Raw genomic sequence first — 15,983 nt, forward strand, 5'->3', positions numbered from 1 at the left:
AGGGCGCGGTGCTTCAGACCTGCACCATCAGCCGCTTCAGCCCGTGGAAGTGATAGGTGTTGGAGTATTCCGGCGGCTCGGCAAGGCGCAGGTTCGGGCAGCGCTCGAACAGCGCGGGCAGGGCGATCTTCATCTCCAGCCGCGCAAGCGGCGCGCCAACGCAGAAGTGCAGGCCGCCGCCGAAGGACTTGTTGACTTTGGGCGGGCGCGCCGGGTCGAAGCGCTCGGGATCGTCGAGCGCCGCCGGGTCGCGGTTGGCGGCGGCCAGCAGCAGTGCCACCTGGTCGCCGCGCTGGAAGGTATGGCCGAAGACCTCGGCCTCCTCGTAGGCGTAGCGGGTGAACATGTGCAGCGGCGGGTCGTAGCGCAGGATCTCCTCGACCAGCCCGTCGATGCCTTCGGGTGCAAGCCACTCCGGCTGCCAGCCCTTTTGCAGCATCGTCTTCACCCCGTTGCCGAGCCCGTGCACCGTCGCCTCGTGGCCCGCGTTCAGCAGAAGGATGCAGGTGCCGATCAGCTCGTCGGAGGAGAGCTTGTCGCCTTCTTCCTCGGCCGCGATCAGGCGGGTGATCAGGTCGTCTCCGGGCTGGCTGCGGCGCTCCTCGACGTAGCCGCGCAGGAAATCCGCAAAAGCCTGGGAGGCCGCGGCGGCGGCGTGTTCGGTCTCTTCGGTGCGCGAGGCCTGGTACATCGCCACCATCTTGTGCGACCAGTCGAGAAGCTGCGGCGCCATTTCCGCGGGCACGCCCAGCAGGCGGCAGATCGCCAGTACCGGCACCTGGGTGCAATAGGCCTCCAGGAGGTCGAAGGGTTCGGCCGGGAAACGATCGATCAGCTCGTTGCAGAGCTCCTCCAGCCAGGGCTCCAGCGCCGCGATCTCGCGCGAGGTGAAGGCGCGCAGCACCAGGCGGCGCAGGCGGGTGTGGCGCGGCGGCTCGGCGTCGAGCATCGAATGCGCCTCCACCGCCAGGAAGGGCGCGAGGTGCTGCGGCCCGGGCTTCTGCAGTTCCTCCGGCACCTCGCGGCCGAAGCGGCGGTCGCGCAGCAGCATGTGCACGGCGTCGTGGCGGAAGGCGGCCACCATGCCATAGTCCTGCCAGTAGTGCAGCGGGCCGTCGCGGCGGGCCGCGGCATAAAACGGATAGGGGTCCTGCGCAAAGGCCGGATCGGCGGGGAGTTGGGTCAAGCTCTTCATGGGGAGCGATTTTGCCGGCGGCGCTGGCCAATGCAAGCGCTGCTTTGCTAGTCTGCGGCAATGATATCACGCAGCTTCACCCGCTGGCGCCTGCCGCTGGCCTTTGCCCTTGCCGTGGCAGCCCTCACCGCCGGGGTCTGGTCCTATGGCTACCGCCAGGCGCTGGACGCGCTGGCTGAGCGCAGTGCTGCCGATCTGGCACTCGCTTCGGACCGGGTCAGCACGCAGTTGCAGGTCTACCAGGAGCTTGCCGTTCTGACCGCGGCGCATCCCGGGCTGGCGGGTCTGGCTGCGGCGCGGGAAGAGCCGCTGCGCGGGGAGGCTGCAGCACTGCTGCGTTCGGTCGCGGACAAGACCGCGGCGCTGGATGTATTCTTTGCTGCCCCCGGTGGCCGGGTGCTGGCCGCGGCCGAAGAAGTCGCTGGGCCCAGCGTGGCAGAGGCACCCTATTTCCGCCGCGCCATGCAGGGTGCGCTCGGCACTGGCCATGGCGTGCTGCAGCCCGGCGGACAGCGGGCATATTTTTACGCGGCCCCGGTCTTTGCGCCGGAAGGCGGCGTGCGCGGCGCGCTGGTGGTGGTGGCTGATGTGGCAGAGGTGGAGCAGACCTGGCGCGGCTCTCTGCCCGCGGTCTTCTTCACCGGCAGGAGTGGTGAGGTCTTTATCTCCAACCGCTCCGAGCTGCTGTTCTGGCAGCGCTTCCGACCCGGGCGCGGCGGCTCGGAAAACCGGCCGCAAGACATCCCCCGCATCACCGGCCGCAGCGAGCATGGCGGGCACGAGATCTGGACTCTGGCGGCCGGCCCCTACTTGCCGGAGCGCGCTTTGCATCTGAGCGTCGATCTGCCGGTGATCGGCATGCTGGGAGAGATCCTCGTCGACGTGGCCCCGGCGCAGCGGCTGGCGGGGCTGCAGGCGGCGACGCTGGCGGCGCTGTGCCTGGCATTCGGTGCGCTGTTGTTTGTCGCGACCGAGCGCCGCCGCACCCTGGCCGAGGCCAACGCTGTATTGGAAACCCGGGTCGCGGCGCGCACCAGGGCGCTCCTGGCCGCCAACACCCGCCTCCGGCGCGAGGTGGGCGAGCGCGAGGAGGCCGAGGCCGCGCTGAAACGCGCGCAGCAGGAACTGGTGCAGGCCGGCAAGCTCTCCGCGCTTGGGCAGATGTCGGCCGGGATCAGCCATGAACTGAACCAGCCGCTGATGGCGATCCAGCAATATGCCGAGAACGGCGCCGCTTTCCTCGCCCGCGGCAACACGGAGCGTACGGGCGAGAACCTCGGCCGGATTGCCGGCATGGCGGCGCGGATGGCGCGGATCATCCGCAACCTGCGCGCCTTTGCCCGCAACGAAAGCGAGCCGATGGCGCGGGTCGACCTGGTCCAGGTGCTGAACACCGCCGTGGAACTCACCGCGCCGCGGCTGCGCAACGACAATGTGCAGCTCACCTGGCGGCCGGAGGCGCATCCGGCGCCAATCCATGCCTGGGGCGGCGAGGTGCGGCTGACGCAGGTCTTCGTCAACCTCATCAACAACGCAGCCGACGCGATGCTGGCGCAGGAGGCGCGCGAAATCACCCTGGCCCTGCACGCCAGCACCCCCGAAGGCGCGCCGATCCGCGTCACCGTCCAGGACAACGGCCCCGGCATCAAGGAGCCGGAGAAGATGTTCGAGCCCTTCTACTCCACCAAGGCCGTGGGCAGTTCCGAGGGCATGGGGCTGGGGCTGTCGATCTCCTACGGGCTGGTGCAGAGCTTTGGCGGCAACATCCGCGGCGTGAACACGGAGCGCGGCGCGATGTTCACGGTGGAGCTGGAGCCCTGGGCGGGTGCTGAAACCGCGCCCGCGAAGAAGGAAGATGCGGCATGACGCGCAAGGTTCTCCTGGTCGATGACGATGCCGCGGTGCGCGAGGCGCTGTCGCAGACGCTCGAGCTCAACGATCTCGACGCGGTGACGGCAGGGTCTTTCGTCGCGGCCAAGGACCTGATCACGCCGGAGTTCGACGGCATCATCGTTTCCGATATCCGGATGCCGGGGCGGGACGGGTTTCACCTCTTGGACTATGCCCGCGGCGTCGACGCCGAGCTGCCGGTGATCCTGCTCACCGGCGAGGGCGACATTCCGATGGCGGTGAAAGCCATGTCCGAAGGCGCCTTCGGCTTTCTGGAGAAACCCTGCGCGGCCGCCGATTTCCTGCCGGTGCTGCAGCGCGCGCTGAAGACAAGAGGCCTGGTGCTGGAGAACCGCCGGCTCAAGCGCCAGTTGGAAGACGGCGACCCGGCCGCACGGCTGCTCTATGGCAGCTCCCCCCAGGCCGAGGACCTGCGGCACCGGGTGCGGGCGGTGGCGTCTTCCGGAGTGGAGGTGCTGGTTCTGGGCGCCCCTGGAAGCGGTATTTCCAAGGTGGCGGAGGTGATCCACCTGATGTCGCCGGCCGGCCAGGGGGCCTTCGTGAAGCGGGCTGCCGCCGGGCTGACCCCCGCGGCCTTTGCGGAGCTCTGGGAGCAGGCCGCGGGTGGATCGCTGTTCCTTGACGAGGTGCAGGCGCTGCCGGAGCCGGCCCAGTTTGCGCTGCTGGAACAGCTCGAACAGGGCGTCCGGGCGCGGGTGATCGCAGGCTCCAGCGCGGATCTGGCGGGCCGGGTGGCCGAGGGGCGCTTCAGCGCGGATCTGTTCTACCGGCTCGACGTGATGCGGGTGCGCATCCCGGCCTTGTCGGAGCGGCCGGGTGACATCCCGGTGCTGTTCCGCCACTACGTTGCGCAGGCCGCCGAGCAGGCCGGAATCGAACCGCCGGAGATCACCCAGGAGCATCTCGCCGCGCTGATGGCGCAGGACTGGCCGGGCAACGCGCGCTCGCTGATGTCCGCAGCGATGCGCTTTGTCCTGGGCATGCCCGAGGAAGCTTCCGCCGCGTCCGGCCTGGGGCTTGTGGAGCAGCTGGCACAGGTGGAGCGCTCGCTGCTGATCGCGGCGCTCGGCCGCCAGAACGGCCGCGCCGCCGCCGCCGCCGAAGCGCTGAAGCTGCCGCGCAAGACCTTCTACGATAAGCTCGCCCGCTACGGCATCCGCCCCGAGGATTACCGCCGCTGAGGGGGGGCGGGCTTCGCACTGTTTCGATTTCCCGTGCTGCTCTGCCTACGTCCGCGCCGCCGCGAGCCTCTCTTGTTTCGCGATCCGTGGCCGGGCCGCTTGCGGCCCGGCCTGCGCCTGCCTGCCCCCCGGCAGGCGCATTCGCGCCAGCCCAGGCAGGCGCAGGCCTAACGTTTCTGCGCAACATCGAGCCGAGGCGTCTGCTGCACGGCTTTATTCAAGGTGCGGTGCCAGTCATTTGGGAGCAGACAAAGGCATGATTCTGCTCACTTTTGCGGGCGCTAACATCTGTGCGGTTTTCCGCACAGTGCCGCCGCCAGCCTGTGCGGCATTCCGCACACTTCGCTCGGCATGGAGGGTCCAGGGAAGCAGGAGTGCAAACAAGGTGCTGAAAAGAGGCGAAAATTCCTGGCCCATCCGAATCGCGACTCACGTCTTGAGCGCACCTCCGCCATCCGCGATCCTTGCCGCCGAAGACACCCATGCGCCCAACGCATGTCTGAAAACCGGGAGGAAACCAATGAAATTCATGACCGCCGCCGCCACCGCCATGGCACTCACCGTGACCGCGGGCGTTGCCAACGCGGCCTGCGACGAAGGCGAGATCGTCGTCAAGTTCAGCCACGTCACCAACACCGACAAGCACCCCAAGGGGATCGCCGCCTCGCTGCTGGAAAAGCGCGTGAACGAGGAAATGGACGGCAAGATGTGCATGGAGGTCTACCCGAACTCCACGCTCTACAATGACAACAAGGTGCTGGAAGCGATGCTGCAGGGCGACGTCCAGCTGGCCGCACCGAGCCTCTCGAAATTCGAGAAGTTCACCAAGCAGTTCCGCCTCTTCGATCTGCCCTTCATGTTCAAGAGCATCGAGGCCGTCGATGCCTTCCAAGGTTCGGAAACCGGCCAGGGCATGCTCGATTCCATGCAGCGCCGCGGCCTGCAGGGCCTGGCCTTCTGGCATAACGGCATGAAGCAGATGTCGGCCAACAAGCCGCTGATTGCGCCGGAAGACGCCAACGGCTTGAAGTTCCGCGTGCAGTCCTCCGACGTGCTGGTCGCGCAGATGGAAGCGATCGGCGGCAGCCCGCAGAAAATGGCCTTCTCCGAGGTCTACGGCGCGCTGCAACAGGGCGTGGTCGACGGCCAGGAGAACACCTGGTCCAACATCTACGGCAAGAAGTTCTTCGAGGTGCAGGACGGCATCACCGAGACCAACCACGGCGTGCTCGACTACCTGGTGGTGACCTCGGTCGACTGGCTCGACAGCCTGGAGCCGGAGGTGCGCGACCAGTTTCTCACCATCCTCGAGGAAGTGACCGCCACCCGCAACTCGGAATCCGCCAAGGTCAACGCTGAGGCGAAGCAGGCGATCATCGACGCGGGCGGCGTGGTGCGTGAACTCACGCCCGAGCAGCGCCAGGCCTGGGTCGAGGCGATGAAGCCGGTCTGGGAGCAGTTCTCCGGCGACGTCGGCCAGGACAAGATTGACGCGGCACAGTCCGTCAACGCCGGCCTTTAAGAAAGCAGGCCTGGAAAGCAGGCCGCACCCCGGGGCGCGCACGTATCAGCGCAGCGCGCTCCGGTCTTGCAGGCGGCGCGGGGATCCGCCGCCTGACCTTTTTTCCGAACATTAGCAGGAGAGACCTATGTCGGGGGCAAGACCTGGCCCGTCCGGGCTGATCAATGCACTGGAAGAAACCCTGATCGCCCTGCTCTTGGGGCTGATGACCATCATCACCTTTGCCAACGTGGTCGCGCGTTTCGTCTTCAATTCCAACATCCTGTGGGCGCTGGAACTCACCGTCTTCCTGTTTGCCTGGCTGGTACTGCTGGGAGCGGCCTATGCGGTGAAGAGCCATGCCCACCTGGGGGTGGACGCCATCATCAACATGCTGAGCCCCGGCGCACGCAGGGCCGTGGGCCTTTTTGCCGCCGCCTGCTGCATCGTCTTCTCGCTGCTGCTGCTGAAGGGCGCTTATGACTACTGGGCGGTGTTTGCCGATCTGCCGCCAACCTCGGGGCGCTGGTTCCCCACCGGCTTTGACACCTCGGCGCGCTCGCAGAGCTTCTACGAGGTGCAGGACGTGCCGATGGTCAGCGCGCTGCGCTTCCTCGAAGACCTGATCAACTACGGCGACTCCTACGAGAAGCTGCCGAAGGTCGTGCCGTATATCGTGCTGCCGCTTTCCATGCTTCTGCTGGTGGCCCGCTTCATCCAGGCCGCGGTGCAGATTGCCCGGGGCGACGCCGACCGGCTGGTGGCCAGCCACGAAGTCGAAGACGAAATCGCCGAAGTGCGCGCGCAATCCGGAGACCATGACTGATGGAAGTTGTCCTGCTCTTTGCCATGGTGATCGGACTCCTGCTCATCGGCGTGCCGATTGCCGTCTCGCTCGGGCTCTCCTCGACGCTGTTCCTGCTGTTCTATTCCGACAGTTCACTGGCCTCGGTTGCCGGCACGCTGTTCGAGGCCTTCGAGGGCCATTTCACCCTTCTGGCGATCCCCTTCTTCATCCTCGCCTCCAGCTTCATGACCACGGGCGGCGTGGCGCGGCGGATCATCCGCTTCTCCATCGCCTGCGTCGGCCACCTGCCGGGCGGACTGGCGATTGCGGGCGTCTTTGCCTGCATGCTGTTTGCCGCGCTCTCCGGCTCCTCGCCCGCCACTGTGGTGGCGATCGGCTCCATCGTGATCGCGGGCATGCGCCAGGTCGGCTACTCCAAGGAGTTCGCCGCAGGCGTAATCTGTAACGCAGGCACGCTCGGCATCCTGATCCCGCCGTCGATCGTAATGGTGGTCTATGCCGCCGCGGTCGAGGTTTCGGTGGGCCGGATGTTCCTCGCAGGCGTGATTCCGGGGCTGCTGGCGGGCCTGATGCTGATGGTAACCATCTATGTGATGGCCAAGGTCAAGAACCTGCCCAAGGGCGAGTGGCGCGGCTGGGGCGAAGTGTTTCAGTCCGCGCGCGAGGCCGGCTGGGGCCTGTTCCTGATCGTGATCATCCTGGGCGGCATCTACGGCGGCATCTTCACCCCGACCGAGGCCGCGGCAGTGGCGGCGATCTATGCCTTCCTGATCGCCAGTTTCGTCTACAAGGATATGGGGCCGCTCTCCAACGGCGCCGATGCCCCCAGCACACCGCTGTTCCGCAAGCCCTACGCGCTGGCCACCGCCTTCTTCCACAGCGACACCAGGCACACGCTGTTCGAGGCAGGCAAGCTGACAGTGACGCTGCTGTTCGTGATCGCCAACGCGCTGATCCTGAAGCACGTGCTGACCGATGAGCAGGTGCCGCAGCAGATCGCCAACGCGATGCTTTCGGCCGGCTTCGGCCCGGTGATGTTCCTGATCGTGGTGAATGTGATCCTGCTGATCGGCGGCCAGTTCATGGAGCCCTCGGGCCTCCTGGTGATCGTCGCGCCCCTGGTGTTCCCGATCGCCATCGAGCTCGGCATCGACCCGATCCACCTCGGCATCATCATGGTGGTGAACATGGAGATTGGCATGATCACCCCGCCGGTGGGCCTGAACCTCTTCGTGACCTCCGGCGTCGCGGGCATGCCGATGATGGGCGTGGTGCGCGCAGCGCTGCCGTTCCTGGCCGTGCTCTTCGTCTTCCTGATCCTGATCACCTATGTGCCGTGGCTGTCGACAGTGGTGCCAAACGCGGTGATGGGACCGGAGATCATCACCAACTAGGCGCCTTCACCTTGTCAGGTCTGCCAAAATGGAAAACGCCCCGGCAGTGCCGGGGCGTTTCTTTGCCGGTTCAGGGCAGGGGCGCTGCCCCTCTTGGCCTCCGGCCAATTCACCCCGGAGTATTTGAGGGAAGGTGAAAGCTTCCATGGTTTCATCTTTCCCCGGAATACTCCCGCCGGAGGCCCGCGCCGGAAGGCACGTTCAGCTTGCCTCAAGCGCCGCGATGATCGGGGCGAAGTCCGCAGCCCTGAGGCTGGCACCGCCGACCAGGGCGCCATCGACGTTGGAGACGGCAAAGATTTCCGTTGCGTTGGCGGGCTTTACCGAACCGCCGTAGAGCAGCCGGATGGCATCCGCGGTCTCTTGCCCGAAACGCTGCGCCAGGGCGGCGCGCAAGGCGTCGTGCACCTCGGTAATTTCTTCCAGCGAAGCCACCTTGCCGGTGCCGATGGCCCAGACCGGTTCGTAGGCGATCACCAGGTTGCCGCCGGTGATGCCCTCGGGCACCGAGCCCGCGAGCTGGCCTGTCACCACTGCGAGGGTGTTGCCCGCTTCGCGCTGCTCCAAAGTCTCCCCGAGGCAGACGATGGCGGTCAGCCCCGCGGCAATCGCCGTCCCGGCCTTGGCACACACCACCGCGTCGCTTTCGCCATGATCCGCGCGGCGCTCGGAGTGGCCGAGGATCACCGCGGCGGCGCCCGCTTCCTTCAGCATAGCTGCGCTGATGTCGCCGGTGTGGGCGCCGGAGGGTTTGGCGTGGCAATCCTGTCCGCCAAAGCGGAGCGCGCTGCCTTCGGCGGCGGCCGCCGCGCGGGACAGGAGCGTGGCGGGCGGGCACAGCAGCACCTCCACGGAGGGATCGGGGTGCCGCTCCGCCAGCGCCTTCAGTTCGGCGAGCGCCTCGCCGGTGCCGTTCATCTTCCAGTTGCCTGCCGCCAGTTTCCGCCGCATCGCCGCCTCCGCTTGTTGTGTCTGGGGAGGTGGTAGCACCGCGCGGGCGCTCGCGCAATTCGCCGCGGCCTGCGGGGCACGGAGGGGCTCGGCATGAAAAAAGGCGGGGTGATCCCCGCCCTTGTCTCTGCTTCGCCCCCGGGGGTGCCCGCTCAGCTGCCCGGCACCTCCTTGAAGGAGATGGACTCGCCGCAGCCGCAGGCCTCGGCCACGTTGGGATTGTTGAACTTGAAGCCGCTTTCGAGGAGCGAGACCTCATAATCGATCTCGGTGCCGAAGAGGAACATCTGCGCCATCGGCGCAATCAGCACGCGTGCGCCGTCCTGCTCCACCACCTCGTCGTTGGGCGCGGGCTGGTCGACATATTCCATGGTGTATTCCATGCCTGCGCAGCCGCCTTTTTTGACGCCGATGCGCAGGCCGGCATGGCCGTCTTTCTGCATCAGCTTGGCGATCTGCGCCGCCGCCCTGGGCGTTATGGTCACAGCCTGTTTGCCGGGAATTCCAAACATCCGGGTCTCCAAAAATTCGCGCGTTACATTCAATCTAGGCGCGTCCCGCCCGTCTCTCAAGGGCGCCCCAGCACGAAAGCAGCGCGCGGGAGTTTCCCGCCGCGCCGGTTCCGCAGTGCGGCAGGGCTTCACATGAAGCCAAGTTCCAGCCGCGCCTCGTCCGACATCATCTCCATGCCCCAGGGCGGCTCCCAGGTAAGCTGCACGTCGACGCTCTTCACGCCGGGCACCGGCGAGACCGCATCGACGATCCAGCCCGGCATGTCACCCGCTACCGGGCAGCCCGGCGCGGTCAGCGTCATGATGATCTTCACGTCGTTCTCGTCACTGATGTCGATCGTGTAGATCAGGCCGAGCTCGTAGATATTGACCGGGATTTCAGGGTCGTACACAGAGCGGCAGGCATCGGCCACCGCCTCGTAGAGCGGATGGTGGACGGTGGAGGGCGCAATCAGCGGCGTCCCTTCGAGCGGTTCGGAGGCGTTGGTCATATCGGTCCCAGTCTGGTTTCCCGACGGTTTATATAGGGAATCGCCAGGGCGGCGTCCAGTGGGGGCAGGGCAGTAGGGGGCGCGCGCGGAATGTAGGGGGCGCGCGCGGAATATTGCGGCGTTAATCACTTTGGCGTGAAGACTTCGCCCGCCGCCGCCCCGCGGGCTAGATATTATACTCCCCCTGCCGCGGCACCAAACTTCCCGCGGTATCAAGTGTTTGAGGCCGCGGGGCCGACCGCCGCGGCCGGACGGGGGGAGGTCCATGCCCGCATTTTCTGCCTGTTTCTGCGCCTTTGCCTGGTTCGCGCTGGCCTTGGCCGCGGGCTGCCCGGCGCAGGCCCAGAGCCTCTGGGAGTTCCAAGTCACGCCGATGCTGGTGGCGCCTTCGGTGGAAGGGCGGACCGAACTGGGCTGGGTTGGGGGTGGCCTGTCGCTCCGCGCCGCCAATCCGTTAAGCGAGCTTGATGCGGGCGGTATGCTCCAGTTCGAGGCCCGGCATGCCGGCGGCGCGGGGGTTCTGCTGCGGTATGCGGTGCTGGATGCCGAACAGGATGCGGACAGCACCGCCGGGCGGCTGCCGGTCGCTTACGAACAGCGCATCGCAGAGGCGGCGGCCACCTACCGCTTTGGAACGGGCCGGGACCGGTTCGACGCCTATGCCGGACTGCGTCATTGGGATGTCGGGGTGGAGGCGGGCCCGGCGCGGCAGGCGGCCTCCTGGACCGAGCCGATGGCCGGGCTGCGCTGGCAGCGGCGGCTGTCGCAGGACTACAGCCTTTTGCTGGAGGGCGACGCAGGCGGCTTCGGAGCCGGGTCGGACCTGAGCTGGTCGGTGATGGGCGGGCTGATCTACCACCGCTGGAAGCGCGCTTCGATCTATGTGATGTACCGCGGGCTGGGGGTGGATTTCGAGCGCGGCAGCCCGGGCAGCGCCACTTACTTCCGCCACGACGCCACCACCCACAGCCTGCTGGCCGGGATCGGTTTCCGCTTCTGACCCTGCCGCGGAAGGGGAGGCGGCGGAAGGCGAGGCGAAGGACGGGAGGTGCCGCATTGCGGACAGCCGCACGGCGCCAGTCGTTGATATCAGTCGTTGATGTCGCGGTCGAAGGTCTTCACCTGGCCCTTGGGGCCTTTGAACAGGCGGCGCAGCACCAGCCAGGCCGCCAGCGACAGCGCCGCGAAGATCAGCAGCAGCGCCGGCAGGCTCCAGCCGGCGGTGAAAACCAGCAGAAGCCCGGTTCCGGCGGCGCCGATGGCAAAGCCGAGGAAGATGAACCCCGGCACCAGCACCTCCAGGATCGCAAGGAGCAGGGCGGCAGCGCACCACACCCACCACAGCGCCCAAATCGGCACCGTGCTCATCCCTTCACGCCCTTCAGCAGTTTGAATGCATCACCGAAGGCCTCCAGCGCATGGGCGGGCACCAGGATGGTCTGCCTGCCCTCACCGGCGCCAAGCGCGTTCAGCGCCTCCACCTGCTTCAGGGCGACCTGGTACTGCGCCGCCTCCAGACCGTTTTCGCGGATCGCTTCGGCGACCACGCGGGTGGCGAAAGCCTCCGCCTCGGCCTCGATGCGGCGGGCCTTGGCGGTCTGCTCGGCGGCGTAAAGCTCGGCGTCGGCGGCCAGTTCCACCGCGCGCTTCTGGCCTTCCGCTTTGGTCACCTCGGCGCGGCGCGCGCGTTCGGCATTCAGCTGCTGAAGCATCGCATCCCGCGTTGCCTGGTCGAGGTTCACGTCGAGAATCTCGGCCCGCGTCACCTCGATCCCCCAATCATCAACCGCGCTTTCAACGCTGGCCTGGATCTGCCCGATGAGCTGCGAACGGTTCGATTGCACCTCGTCGAGGTCCATCTTGCCGATCTCGGCCCGCACAATACCGGCCACCGTGGTGGCAATGGCGCCGTCCACGTCACGGATGCGGTAGACGGTCTTTTCCGGCTCCAGGATGCGGTAGAACACCGACGTGTCGATCTGCACCAGCACGTTGTCGCGGGTGATCGCATCCTGGGTGGCATTCGGCAGCTGGCGCTCCAGGATCGAGATGCGGTGTGCCACCTGGTCAAGGAAAGGGACGATGAAGTTGATGCCCGGCCCAAGTACCGAATGCAGCCGCCCGAAGCGCTCGACCACGAATTTCTGCGATTGCGGCACGATGCGGATGCCCTTCAGCACCACAATTATCAGAAATATGGCGGCAAGCAGGTAGAGCAGATTGCCGGCCAGCGCTTCCAGGATGTCCTCTTGGGTCATGAATGTTCTTTCCTGCCAGATCCTTCGCCGCAGGATCATCCGCGGCGTGCGGCAGGTCAAGTGCCGCCGGAGAGCGGGCAGCGCGCGTCAGGTTGGAGCGCGCCTCAGCCGCGGGGCGGTTTGCGCCGCAGGGGGGTGGGGCGGACGCGGTCCTCTATCTCGTCGTAAATCAGCCCGGCGATGTTCTTGCCGACGGTCTTCTCGATCCCTTCCAGACCAGGGGACGAGTTCACTTCCAGCACCTTGGGCCCGGTGTCCGAGCGCAACAAGTCCACCCCCGCGACGCCAAGGCCGAAGGCCCTGGCAGCCCGCACCGCGGCAGAGCGCTCCTCCTTGGTGATGCGCACCACCTCGGCGCTGCCGCCCAGGTGCAGGTTGGAGCGGAAATCGCCCTCCGCACCCGACCGCTTCATTGCCGCCACCACTTTGGAGCCGACCACCAGGCAGCGGATGTCCTCGCCCGCGGCCTCCTTCACGAATTGCTGCACCAGGAAGTTCGCCTTCAGCCCGCGGAAGGCGGTGATCACCGATTCCGCCGCTTTGCGGGTCTCGGCCAGCACCACGCCCTTGCCTTGCGTGCTTTCCAGCAGCTTCACGATCAAGGGCGCGCCGCCCACGATATCGATCAGGCTGCGGGTGTCCTTGGGGGAGGCGGCAAAGGCTGTGGCAGGCATGCCGATCTTCTGCCGCGCCAGCAGCTGATGCGCATGCAGCTTGTCGCGGCTCGCGGTGATGCCGGCGCTGCCGTTGACGCAGTAGGTGTGCAGCGCTTCGAACTGGCGCAGAAGCGCGGTGCCATATTGCGTGACTGAGGCGCCAATGCGCGGGATCACCGCGTCATAACGGGGCAGGCGCTTGCCGTCATAGTGGATCTCCGGCGCCAGCGCATTGATCGACATGTAGCAGCGGGTGGTGTCGATCACCTCTACCGTATGGCCGCGCTTCTCGCCTTCCTCGACCAGGCGGCGGGTTGAATGGTTTCTCTCCCGGCTGAGCACCGCGATGCGCAGCGCCCGCTTCGGCGCTACCCGGCGGATGTCGGCGGAGGCGTAGACGGAATAGTCCAGCTCTGGCTGGCACATGCGTTCGGCCGGCGCCACGGTCACGTTCTCGGCCAGCGCCTGGCGGCCCAGCAGCATGTGCTTGGCCATGCCGCGCCGGTCGGTCAGCGTCACCTCCACCGGCCAGGACTGTCCGGCCACCTCCAACGCCGTCTTGATGACAAAGCGCAGCTCGCTTTCGCCGTTCGACGAGGTCACCTCGCGCCGGTCCGCGATCAGCGCCGAGCAGGGGATTTCCACGTCGTACTGTCCGGGGATCGGGTGCACCATGAAGCGCACCCGCGGCGCGCTTGCTGGGCCGAAGGTTTCTATCTCGGTCGCATGCAGCGCCGAGGTGCGCGCGCCGGTATCGACCTTGGCGCGCAGCGCGGGCAGGCCGAGCTCGGGCAGACTGATCCATTCCTCCCAGCCGAGAGTCAACTGAGGTGTCAGCTGCGGCGGCTGGTCATCTGTGGACATGCGCATGGCTCCTTGGCATTAGGGGGGAATCACGCCCCCCGAGGGTACAGAAGAAACGCAGGAACACGAGATGGCAGAGCTTTTCAACTTTGAAATGAAGGCCCGGGACGGCAAAGCGCGCACCGGAGTCATCCATTCTCCGCGCGGCGATATCCGTACTCCTGCCTTCATGCCCGTGGGTACAGCCGCTACCGTGAAGGCAATGATGCCGGAAAGCGTGCGCGCCACGGGGGCGGACATCCTTCTGGGCAATACCTACCACCTGATGCTGCGCCCCACGGCCGAGCGCATCGGCCGGCTGGGCGGCCTCCACAAGTTCATGAACTGGGAGCGGCCGATCCTCACCGATAGCGGCGGCTTCCAGGTGATGTCGCTCGCAGGCCTCAGGAACCTCACCGAGAAGGGCGTGACTTTCAAGAGCCACATCGACGGCTCGCGTCACGAGCTCACCCCCGAACGCTCGATGGAGATCCAGCGGCTTCTGGGCTCCGACATTGTGATGTGTTTCGACGAGTGCCCGGCGCTGCCCGCCGACCGCGGCCGCATCGCCAGCTCCATGCGCCTATCGATGCGCTGGGCGGAGCGGAGCCGCGAGGCTTTCGGCGACCGGCCGGGCCATGCGCTCTTTGGCATCCAGCAGGGCGGGCTGGAAAAGGACTTCCGCGAGGAAAGCGCCGAGGCGCTGAAGAACATCGGCTTCGACGGCTACGCCGTCGGCGGCCTCGCGGTGGGCGAGGGGCAGGAAGCAATGTTCGGCTGCCTCGACTTCGCGCCGGACATGCTGCCCGAGGACAAGCCGCGCTACCTGATGGGGGTGGGCAAGCCCGACGACATCGTCGGCGCCGTCGCGCGCGGCATCGACATGATGGACTGCGTGCTGCCGTCGCGCTCGGGGCGCACCGGCCAGGCGTTTACCCGCTACGGCGTCGTCAACATCAAGAACGCCCGCCACCAGGACGACCCGCGCCCGCTGGACGAGCATTGCTCCTGCCCGGCCTGCTCGAACTACTCCCGCGCCTACCTGCACCACGTGTTCCGCTCGAACGAGATGATCTCCGGCATGCTGCTCACCTGGCACAACCTGCATTACTTCCAGGAAATCATGCAGGGCATGCGCGAGGCGATCGCCGCAGGCACCTTCGAGGCATGGCAGAAGGAGTTCCACGACACCCGCGCGCAGGGCGATATCGAGCGGTTGTAAGTGGGGCTACTTGAAGCCTGCTCCTATGGTGTCAGGGAAGATCCGGTCTGGGGCAGTACCGTCAGAGACTTCTGCAAGACGCGGCTGCACGAAACGCTGAGATGTCTGCACCGCAGGGCCGATCGCGGCCCTGCACTCAAGGCCGATTTCCTGCTGGGCACCAGCGTGAATGGGAATCCGCACCCGGTGCGGCGTTTTCAGGCGGGTGGACGCGCCGTTGTAGGTCAAGACGCAATCCGCCTCGTTGATTTCCGCAACGGCCCCCCCGGATTGGAATGCCGTCCTGACGGTGGCCACTTCATAGCCGACAACGGCCGCACGGCTGCCGGAAGCGACCGTCACGGCCTCCTCCGGCGGTTCGTAAACCGGGCCGCAGGCGGTAATAGCTATAGGCAGCAGGAGCGCCCAGCGGGCGGCAGTATTCATTGGCCGGTCGCAAGCGTCAGCGCAATCGAATCACGATAGGCGTAAATGTCTTTCGACGGATCGCGCGCGGATTTCATAATGCCCTTCGTCACCGCCACGGCCAGGACTCCAACCAGCCCGCCGCCTGACGCCTGTGCGCTCTTAATGTTGGCAAGGGTCAGGTTGTAGGGTTTGACCGTTTCCGCCGCACTCATGGCGCCAGCGGTACATGTGACCTGCACGGGATCGGTCTTGCCAAGATAGGTGGGAAGCTCGACCATGGCGGGGGTGATGACGCGCGCGGAGTAGCCGGTGCCGCGGAGCGTACAGGCGGCCCCTTTGACCTCGGCCTTTTTGGAACCTTCTCCTTTTATTGTTCTGATGGCGACGGAGGAAAAGTCGTGCACGTTGTCCCGGGCTGTTTCGCTCGCAAATGCAACCCGCTGGGGCGGCGTGTCAATCGGCGCGTAGGACATGCAGCCCGATACGGAAAGAACGAGCAAGCCTGAAAGCGTTTTTGTCTTCATTGGTGGTTTTCCTTTCTGCAACGCGAAATCGAAAATTCGGGGCTCGAAGTCAATCGGTAGGCGAATCTGATGCCGCTTCAGAAATGGGCTGTGATCCAAATGCAATTTACTCCACGGCACGTATTCAT

16 protein-coding genes are annotated in these 15,983 nt (G+C 66.3%); 7 read left to right on the forward strand and 9 right to left on the reverse strand.

The window, feature by feature from the left end; all coding sequences use genetic code 11:
- Positions 1–13 precede the first annotated feature (13 nt).
- On the reverse strand, positions 14–1,195 hold the full coding sequence (locus tag ACOHWE_RS00575) for a cytochrome P450 (protein ID WP_420663442.1): 1,182 nt from the start codon (positions 1,193–1,195) through the stop codon (positions 14–16).
- Between the two features lie 60 nt (positions 1,196–1,255).
- On the opposite strand from ACOHWE_RS00575, the gene ACOHWE_RS00580 reads away from it, so the two are divergent.
- The 5 genes from ACOHWE_RS00580 (at position 1,256) to ACOHWE_RS00600 (ending at position 7,990) form a co-directional block, all read left to right on the forward strand.
- A complete protein-coding gene (locus ACOHWE_RS00580; protein ID WP_420663443.1) occupies positions 1,256–3,061 on the forward strand; it encodes a sensor histidine kinase in 1,806 nt (601 codons plus the stop codon).
- Complete coding sequence (locus ACOHWE_RS00585; protein WP_420663444.1) at positions 3,058–4,287, forward strand: sigma-54-dependent transcriptional regulator; 1,230 nt, start codon at positions 3,058–3,060, stop codon at positions 4,285–4,287. The genes ACOHWE_RS00580 and ACOHWE_RS00585 overlap by 4 nt, the downstream gene beginning before the upstream one ends.
- A gap of 520 nt (positions 4,288–4,807) precedes the next feature.
- Positions 4,808–5,809, forward strand: coding sequence for a DctP family TRAP transporter solute-binding subunit (locus ACOHWE_RS00590; RefSeq protein WP_420663445.1), 1,002 nt, complete (start codon positions 4,808–4,810; stop codon positions 5,807–5,809).
- Positions 5,810–5,936: 127 nt separating this feature from the next.
- Positions 5,937–6,614: a TRAP transporter small permease gene (locus ACOHWE_RS00595; RefSeq protein WP_420663446.1), complete on the forward strand. Its 678-nt coding sequence runs from the start codon at positions 5,937–5,939 to the stop codon at positions 6,612–6,614.
- A complete protein-coding gene (locus ACOHWE_RS00600; protein ID WP_420663447.1) occupies positions 6,614–7,990 on the forward strand; it encodes a TRAP transporter large permease in 1,377 nt (458 codons plus the stop codon). The genes ACOHWE_RS00595 and ACOHWE_RS00600 overlap by 1 nt, the downstream gene beginning before the upstream one ends.
- A gap of 201 nt (positions 7,991–8,191) precedes the next feature.
- On the opposite strand, the gene tpiA is transcribed toward ACOHWE_RS00600, so the two are convergent.
- The 3 genes from tpiA to ACOHWE_RS00615 form a co-directional block, all read right to left on the reverse strand.
- Complete coding sequence (gene tpiA / locus ACOHWE_RS00605; protein WP_420663448.1) at positions 8,192–8,941, reverse strand: triose-phosphate isomerase; 750 nt, start codon at positions 8,939–8,941, stop codon at positions 8,192–8,194.
- 152 nt (positions 8,942–9,093) lie between these two features.
- Positions 9,094–9,453 (reverse strand): HesB/IscA family protein, encoded by a 360-nt coding sequence (locus tag ACOHWE_RS00610; RefSeq protein ID WP_420663449.1) that lies wholly within the window; start codon positions 9,451–9,453, stop codon positions 9,094–9,096.
- A 128-nt stretch (positions 9,454–9,581) separates the two neighbouring features.
- Positions 9,582–9,944 (reverse strand): SUF system Fe-S cluster assembly protein, encoded by a 363-nt coding sequence (locus tag ACOHWE_RS00615; RefSeq protein ID WP_420663450.1) that lies wholly within the window; start codon positions 9,942–9,944, stop codon positions 9,582–9,584.
- A 265-nt stretch (positions 9,945–10,209) separates the two neighbouring features.
- Here ACOHWE_RS00615 and ACOHWE_RS00620 point away from each other — a divergent pair, with 265 nt between their 5' ends.
- A complete protein-coding gene (locus tag ACOHWE_RS00620; RefSeq protein WP_420663451.1) occupies positions 10,210–10,944 on the forward strand; it encodes a hypothetical protein in 735 nt (244 codons plus the stop codon).
- An 89-nt stretch (positions 10,945–11,033) separates the two neighbouring features.
- Here ACOHWE_RS00620 and ACOHWE_RS00625 read toward each other — a convergent pair whose 3' ends face one another.
- The 3 genes from ACOHWE_RS00625 to rimK all read right to left on the reverse strand — a co-directional run bounded on the left by ACOHWE_RS00625 (position 11,034) and on the right by rimK (position 13,722).
- The gene (locus ACOHWE_RS00625) at positions 11,034–11,312 is read right to left on the reverse strand and encodes an NfeD family protein (RefSeq protein WP_420663452.1); all 279 of its coding nucleotides are present in this window, start codon (positions 11,310–11,312) and stop codon (positions 11,034–11,036) included.
- Positions 11,309–12,202 (reverse strand): SPFH domain-containing protein, encoded by an 894-nt coding sequence (locus ACOHWE_RS00630; RefSeq protein WP_420663453.1) that lies wholly within the window; start codon positions 12,200–12,202, stop codon positions 11,309–11,311. The genes ACOHWE_RS00625 and ACOHWE_RS00630 overlap by 4 nt, the downstream gene beginning before the upstream one ends.
- A 104-nt stretch (positions 12,203–12,306) precedes the next feature.
- Positions 12,307–13,722 (reverse strand): 30S ribosomal protein S6--L-glutamate ligase, encoded by a 1,416-nt coding sequence (rimK, locus tag ACOHWE_RS00635; RefSeq protein ID WP_420663454.1) that lies wholly within the window; start codon positions 13,720–13,722, stop codon positions 12,307–12,309.
- A gap of 70 nt (positions 13,723–13,792) precedes the next feature.
- Here rimK and tgt point away from each other — a divergent pair, with 70 nt between their 5' ends.
- Entirely contained in the window at positions 13,793–14,923 is a 1,131-nt protein-coding gene (tgt, locus tag ACOHWE_RS00640) for a tRNA guanosine(34) transglycosylase Tgt (protein ID WP_420663455.1), read from the forward strand.
- Positions 14,924–14,929: 6 nt separating this feature from the next.
- Here the strand turns inward: tgt and ACOHWE_RS00645 are convergent, their stop codons facing one another.
- Both ACOHWE_RS00645 and ACOHWE_RS00650 read right to left on the reverse strand, forming a co-directional pair.
- Complete coding sequence (locus ACOHWE_RS00645) at positions 14,930–15,265, reverse strand: hypothetical protein (RefSeq protein WP_420663456.1); 336 nt, start codon at positions 15,263–15,265, stop codon at positions 14,930–14,932.
- Positions 15,266–15,345: 80 nt separating this feature from the next.
- Positions 15,346–15,855, reverse strand: coding sequence for a hypothetical protein (locus ACOHWE_RS00650; RefSeq protein ID WP_420663457.1), 510 nt, complete (start codon positions 15,853–15,855; stop codon positions 15,346–15,348).
- Positions 15,856–15,983: the final 128 nt, after the last annotated feature.

Source organism: Cribrihabitans neustonicus (genome assembly GCF_048820895.1).
Lineage (GTDB): Bacteria > Pseudomonadota > Alphaproteobacteria > Rhodobacterales > Rhodobacteraceae > Cribrihabitans_A > Cribrihabitans_A neustonicus.

Excerpts from the sequence above, each read along its gene's own strand:
- ACOHWE_RS00575 (WP_420663442.1), bottom strand. The coding sequence starts at position 1,195 with ATGAAGAGCTTGACCCAACTCCCCGCCGATCCGGCCTTTGCGCAGGAC.
- ACOHWE_RS00580 (WP_420663443.1), top strand. The coding sequence starts at position 1,256 with ATGATATCACGCAGCTTCACCCGCTGGCGCCTGCCGCTGGCCTTTGCC.
- ACOHWE_RS00585 (WP_420663444.1), top strand. The coding sequence starts at position 3,058 with ATGACGCGCAAGGTTCTCCTGGTCGATGACGATGCCGCGGTGCGCGAG.
- ACOHWE_RS00590 (WP_420663445.1), top strand. The coding sequence starts at position 4,808 with ATGAAATTCATGACCGCCGCCGCCACCGCCATGGCACTCACCGTGACC.
- ACOHWE_RS00595 (WP_420663446.1), top strand. The coding sequence starts at position 5,937 with ATGTCGGGGGCAAGACCTGGCCCGTCCGGGCTGATCAATGCACTGGAA.
- ACOHWE_RS00600 (WP_420663447.1), top strand. The coding sequence starts at position 6,614 with ATGGAAGTTGTCCTGCTCTTTGCCATGGTGATCGGACTCCTGCTCATC.
- tpiA (WP_420663448.1), bottom strand. The coding sequence starts at position 8,941 with ATGCGGCGGAAACTGGCGGCAGGCAACTGGAAGATGAACGGCACCGGC.
- ACOHWE_RS00610 (WP_420663449.1), bottom strand. The coding sequence starts at position 9,453 with ATGTTTGGAATTCCCGGCAAACAGGCTGTGACCATAACGCCCAGGGCG.
- ACOHWE_RS00615 (WP_420663450.1), bottom strand. The coding sequence starts at position 9,944 with ATGACCAACGCCTCCGAACCGCTCGAAGGGACGCCGCTGATTGCGCCC.
- ACOHWE_RS00620 (WP_420663451.1), top strand. The coding sequence starts at position 10,210 with ATGCCCGCATTTTCTGCCTGTTTCTGCGCCTTTGCCTGGTTCGCGCTG.
- ACOHWE_RS00625 (WP_420663452.1), bottom strand. The coding sequence starts at position 11,312 with ATGAGCACGGTGCCGATTTGGGCGCTGTGGTGGGTGTGGTGCGCTGCC.
- ACOHWE_RS00630 (WP_420663453.1), bottom strand. The coding sequence starts at position 12,202 with ATGACCCAAGAGGACATCCTGGAAGCGCTGGCCGGCAATCTGCTCTAC.
- rimK (WP_420663454.1), bottom strand. The coding sequence starts at position 13,722 with ATGTCCACAGATGACCAGCCGCCGCAGCTGACACCTCAGTTGACTCTC.
- tgt (WP_420663455.1), top strand. The coding sequence starts at position 13,793 with ATGGCAGAGCTTTTCAACTTTGAAATGAAGGCCCGGGACGGCAAAGCG.
- ACOHWE_RS00650 (WP_420663457.1), bottom strand. The coding sequence starts at position 15,855 with ATGAAGACAAAAACGCTTTCAGGCTTGCTCGTTCTTTCCGTATCGGGC.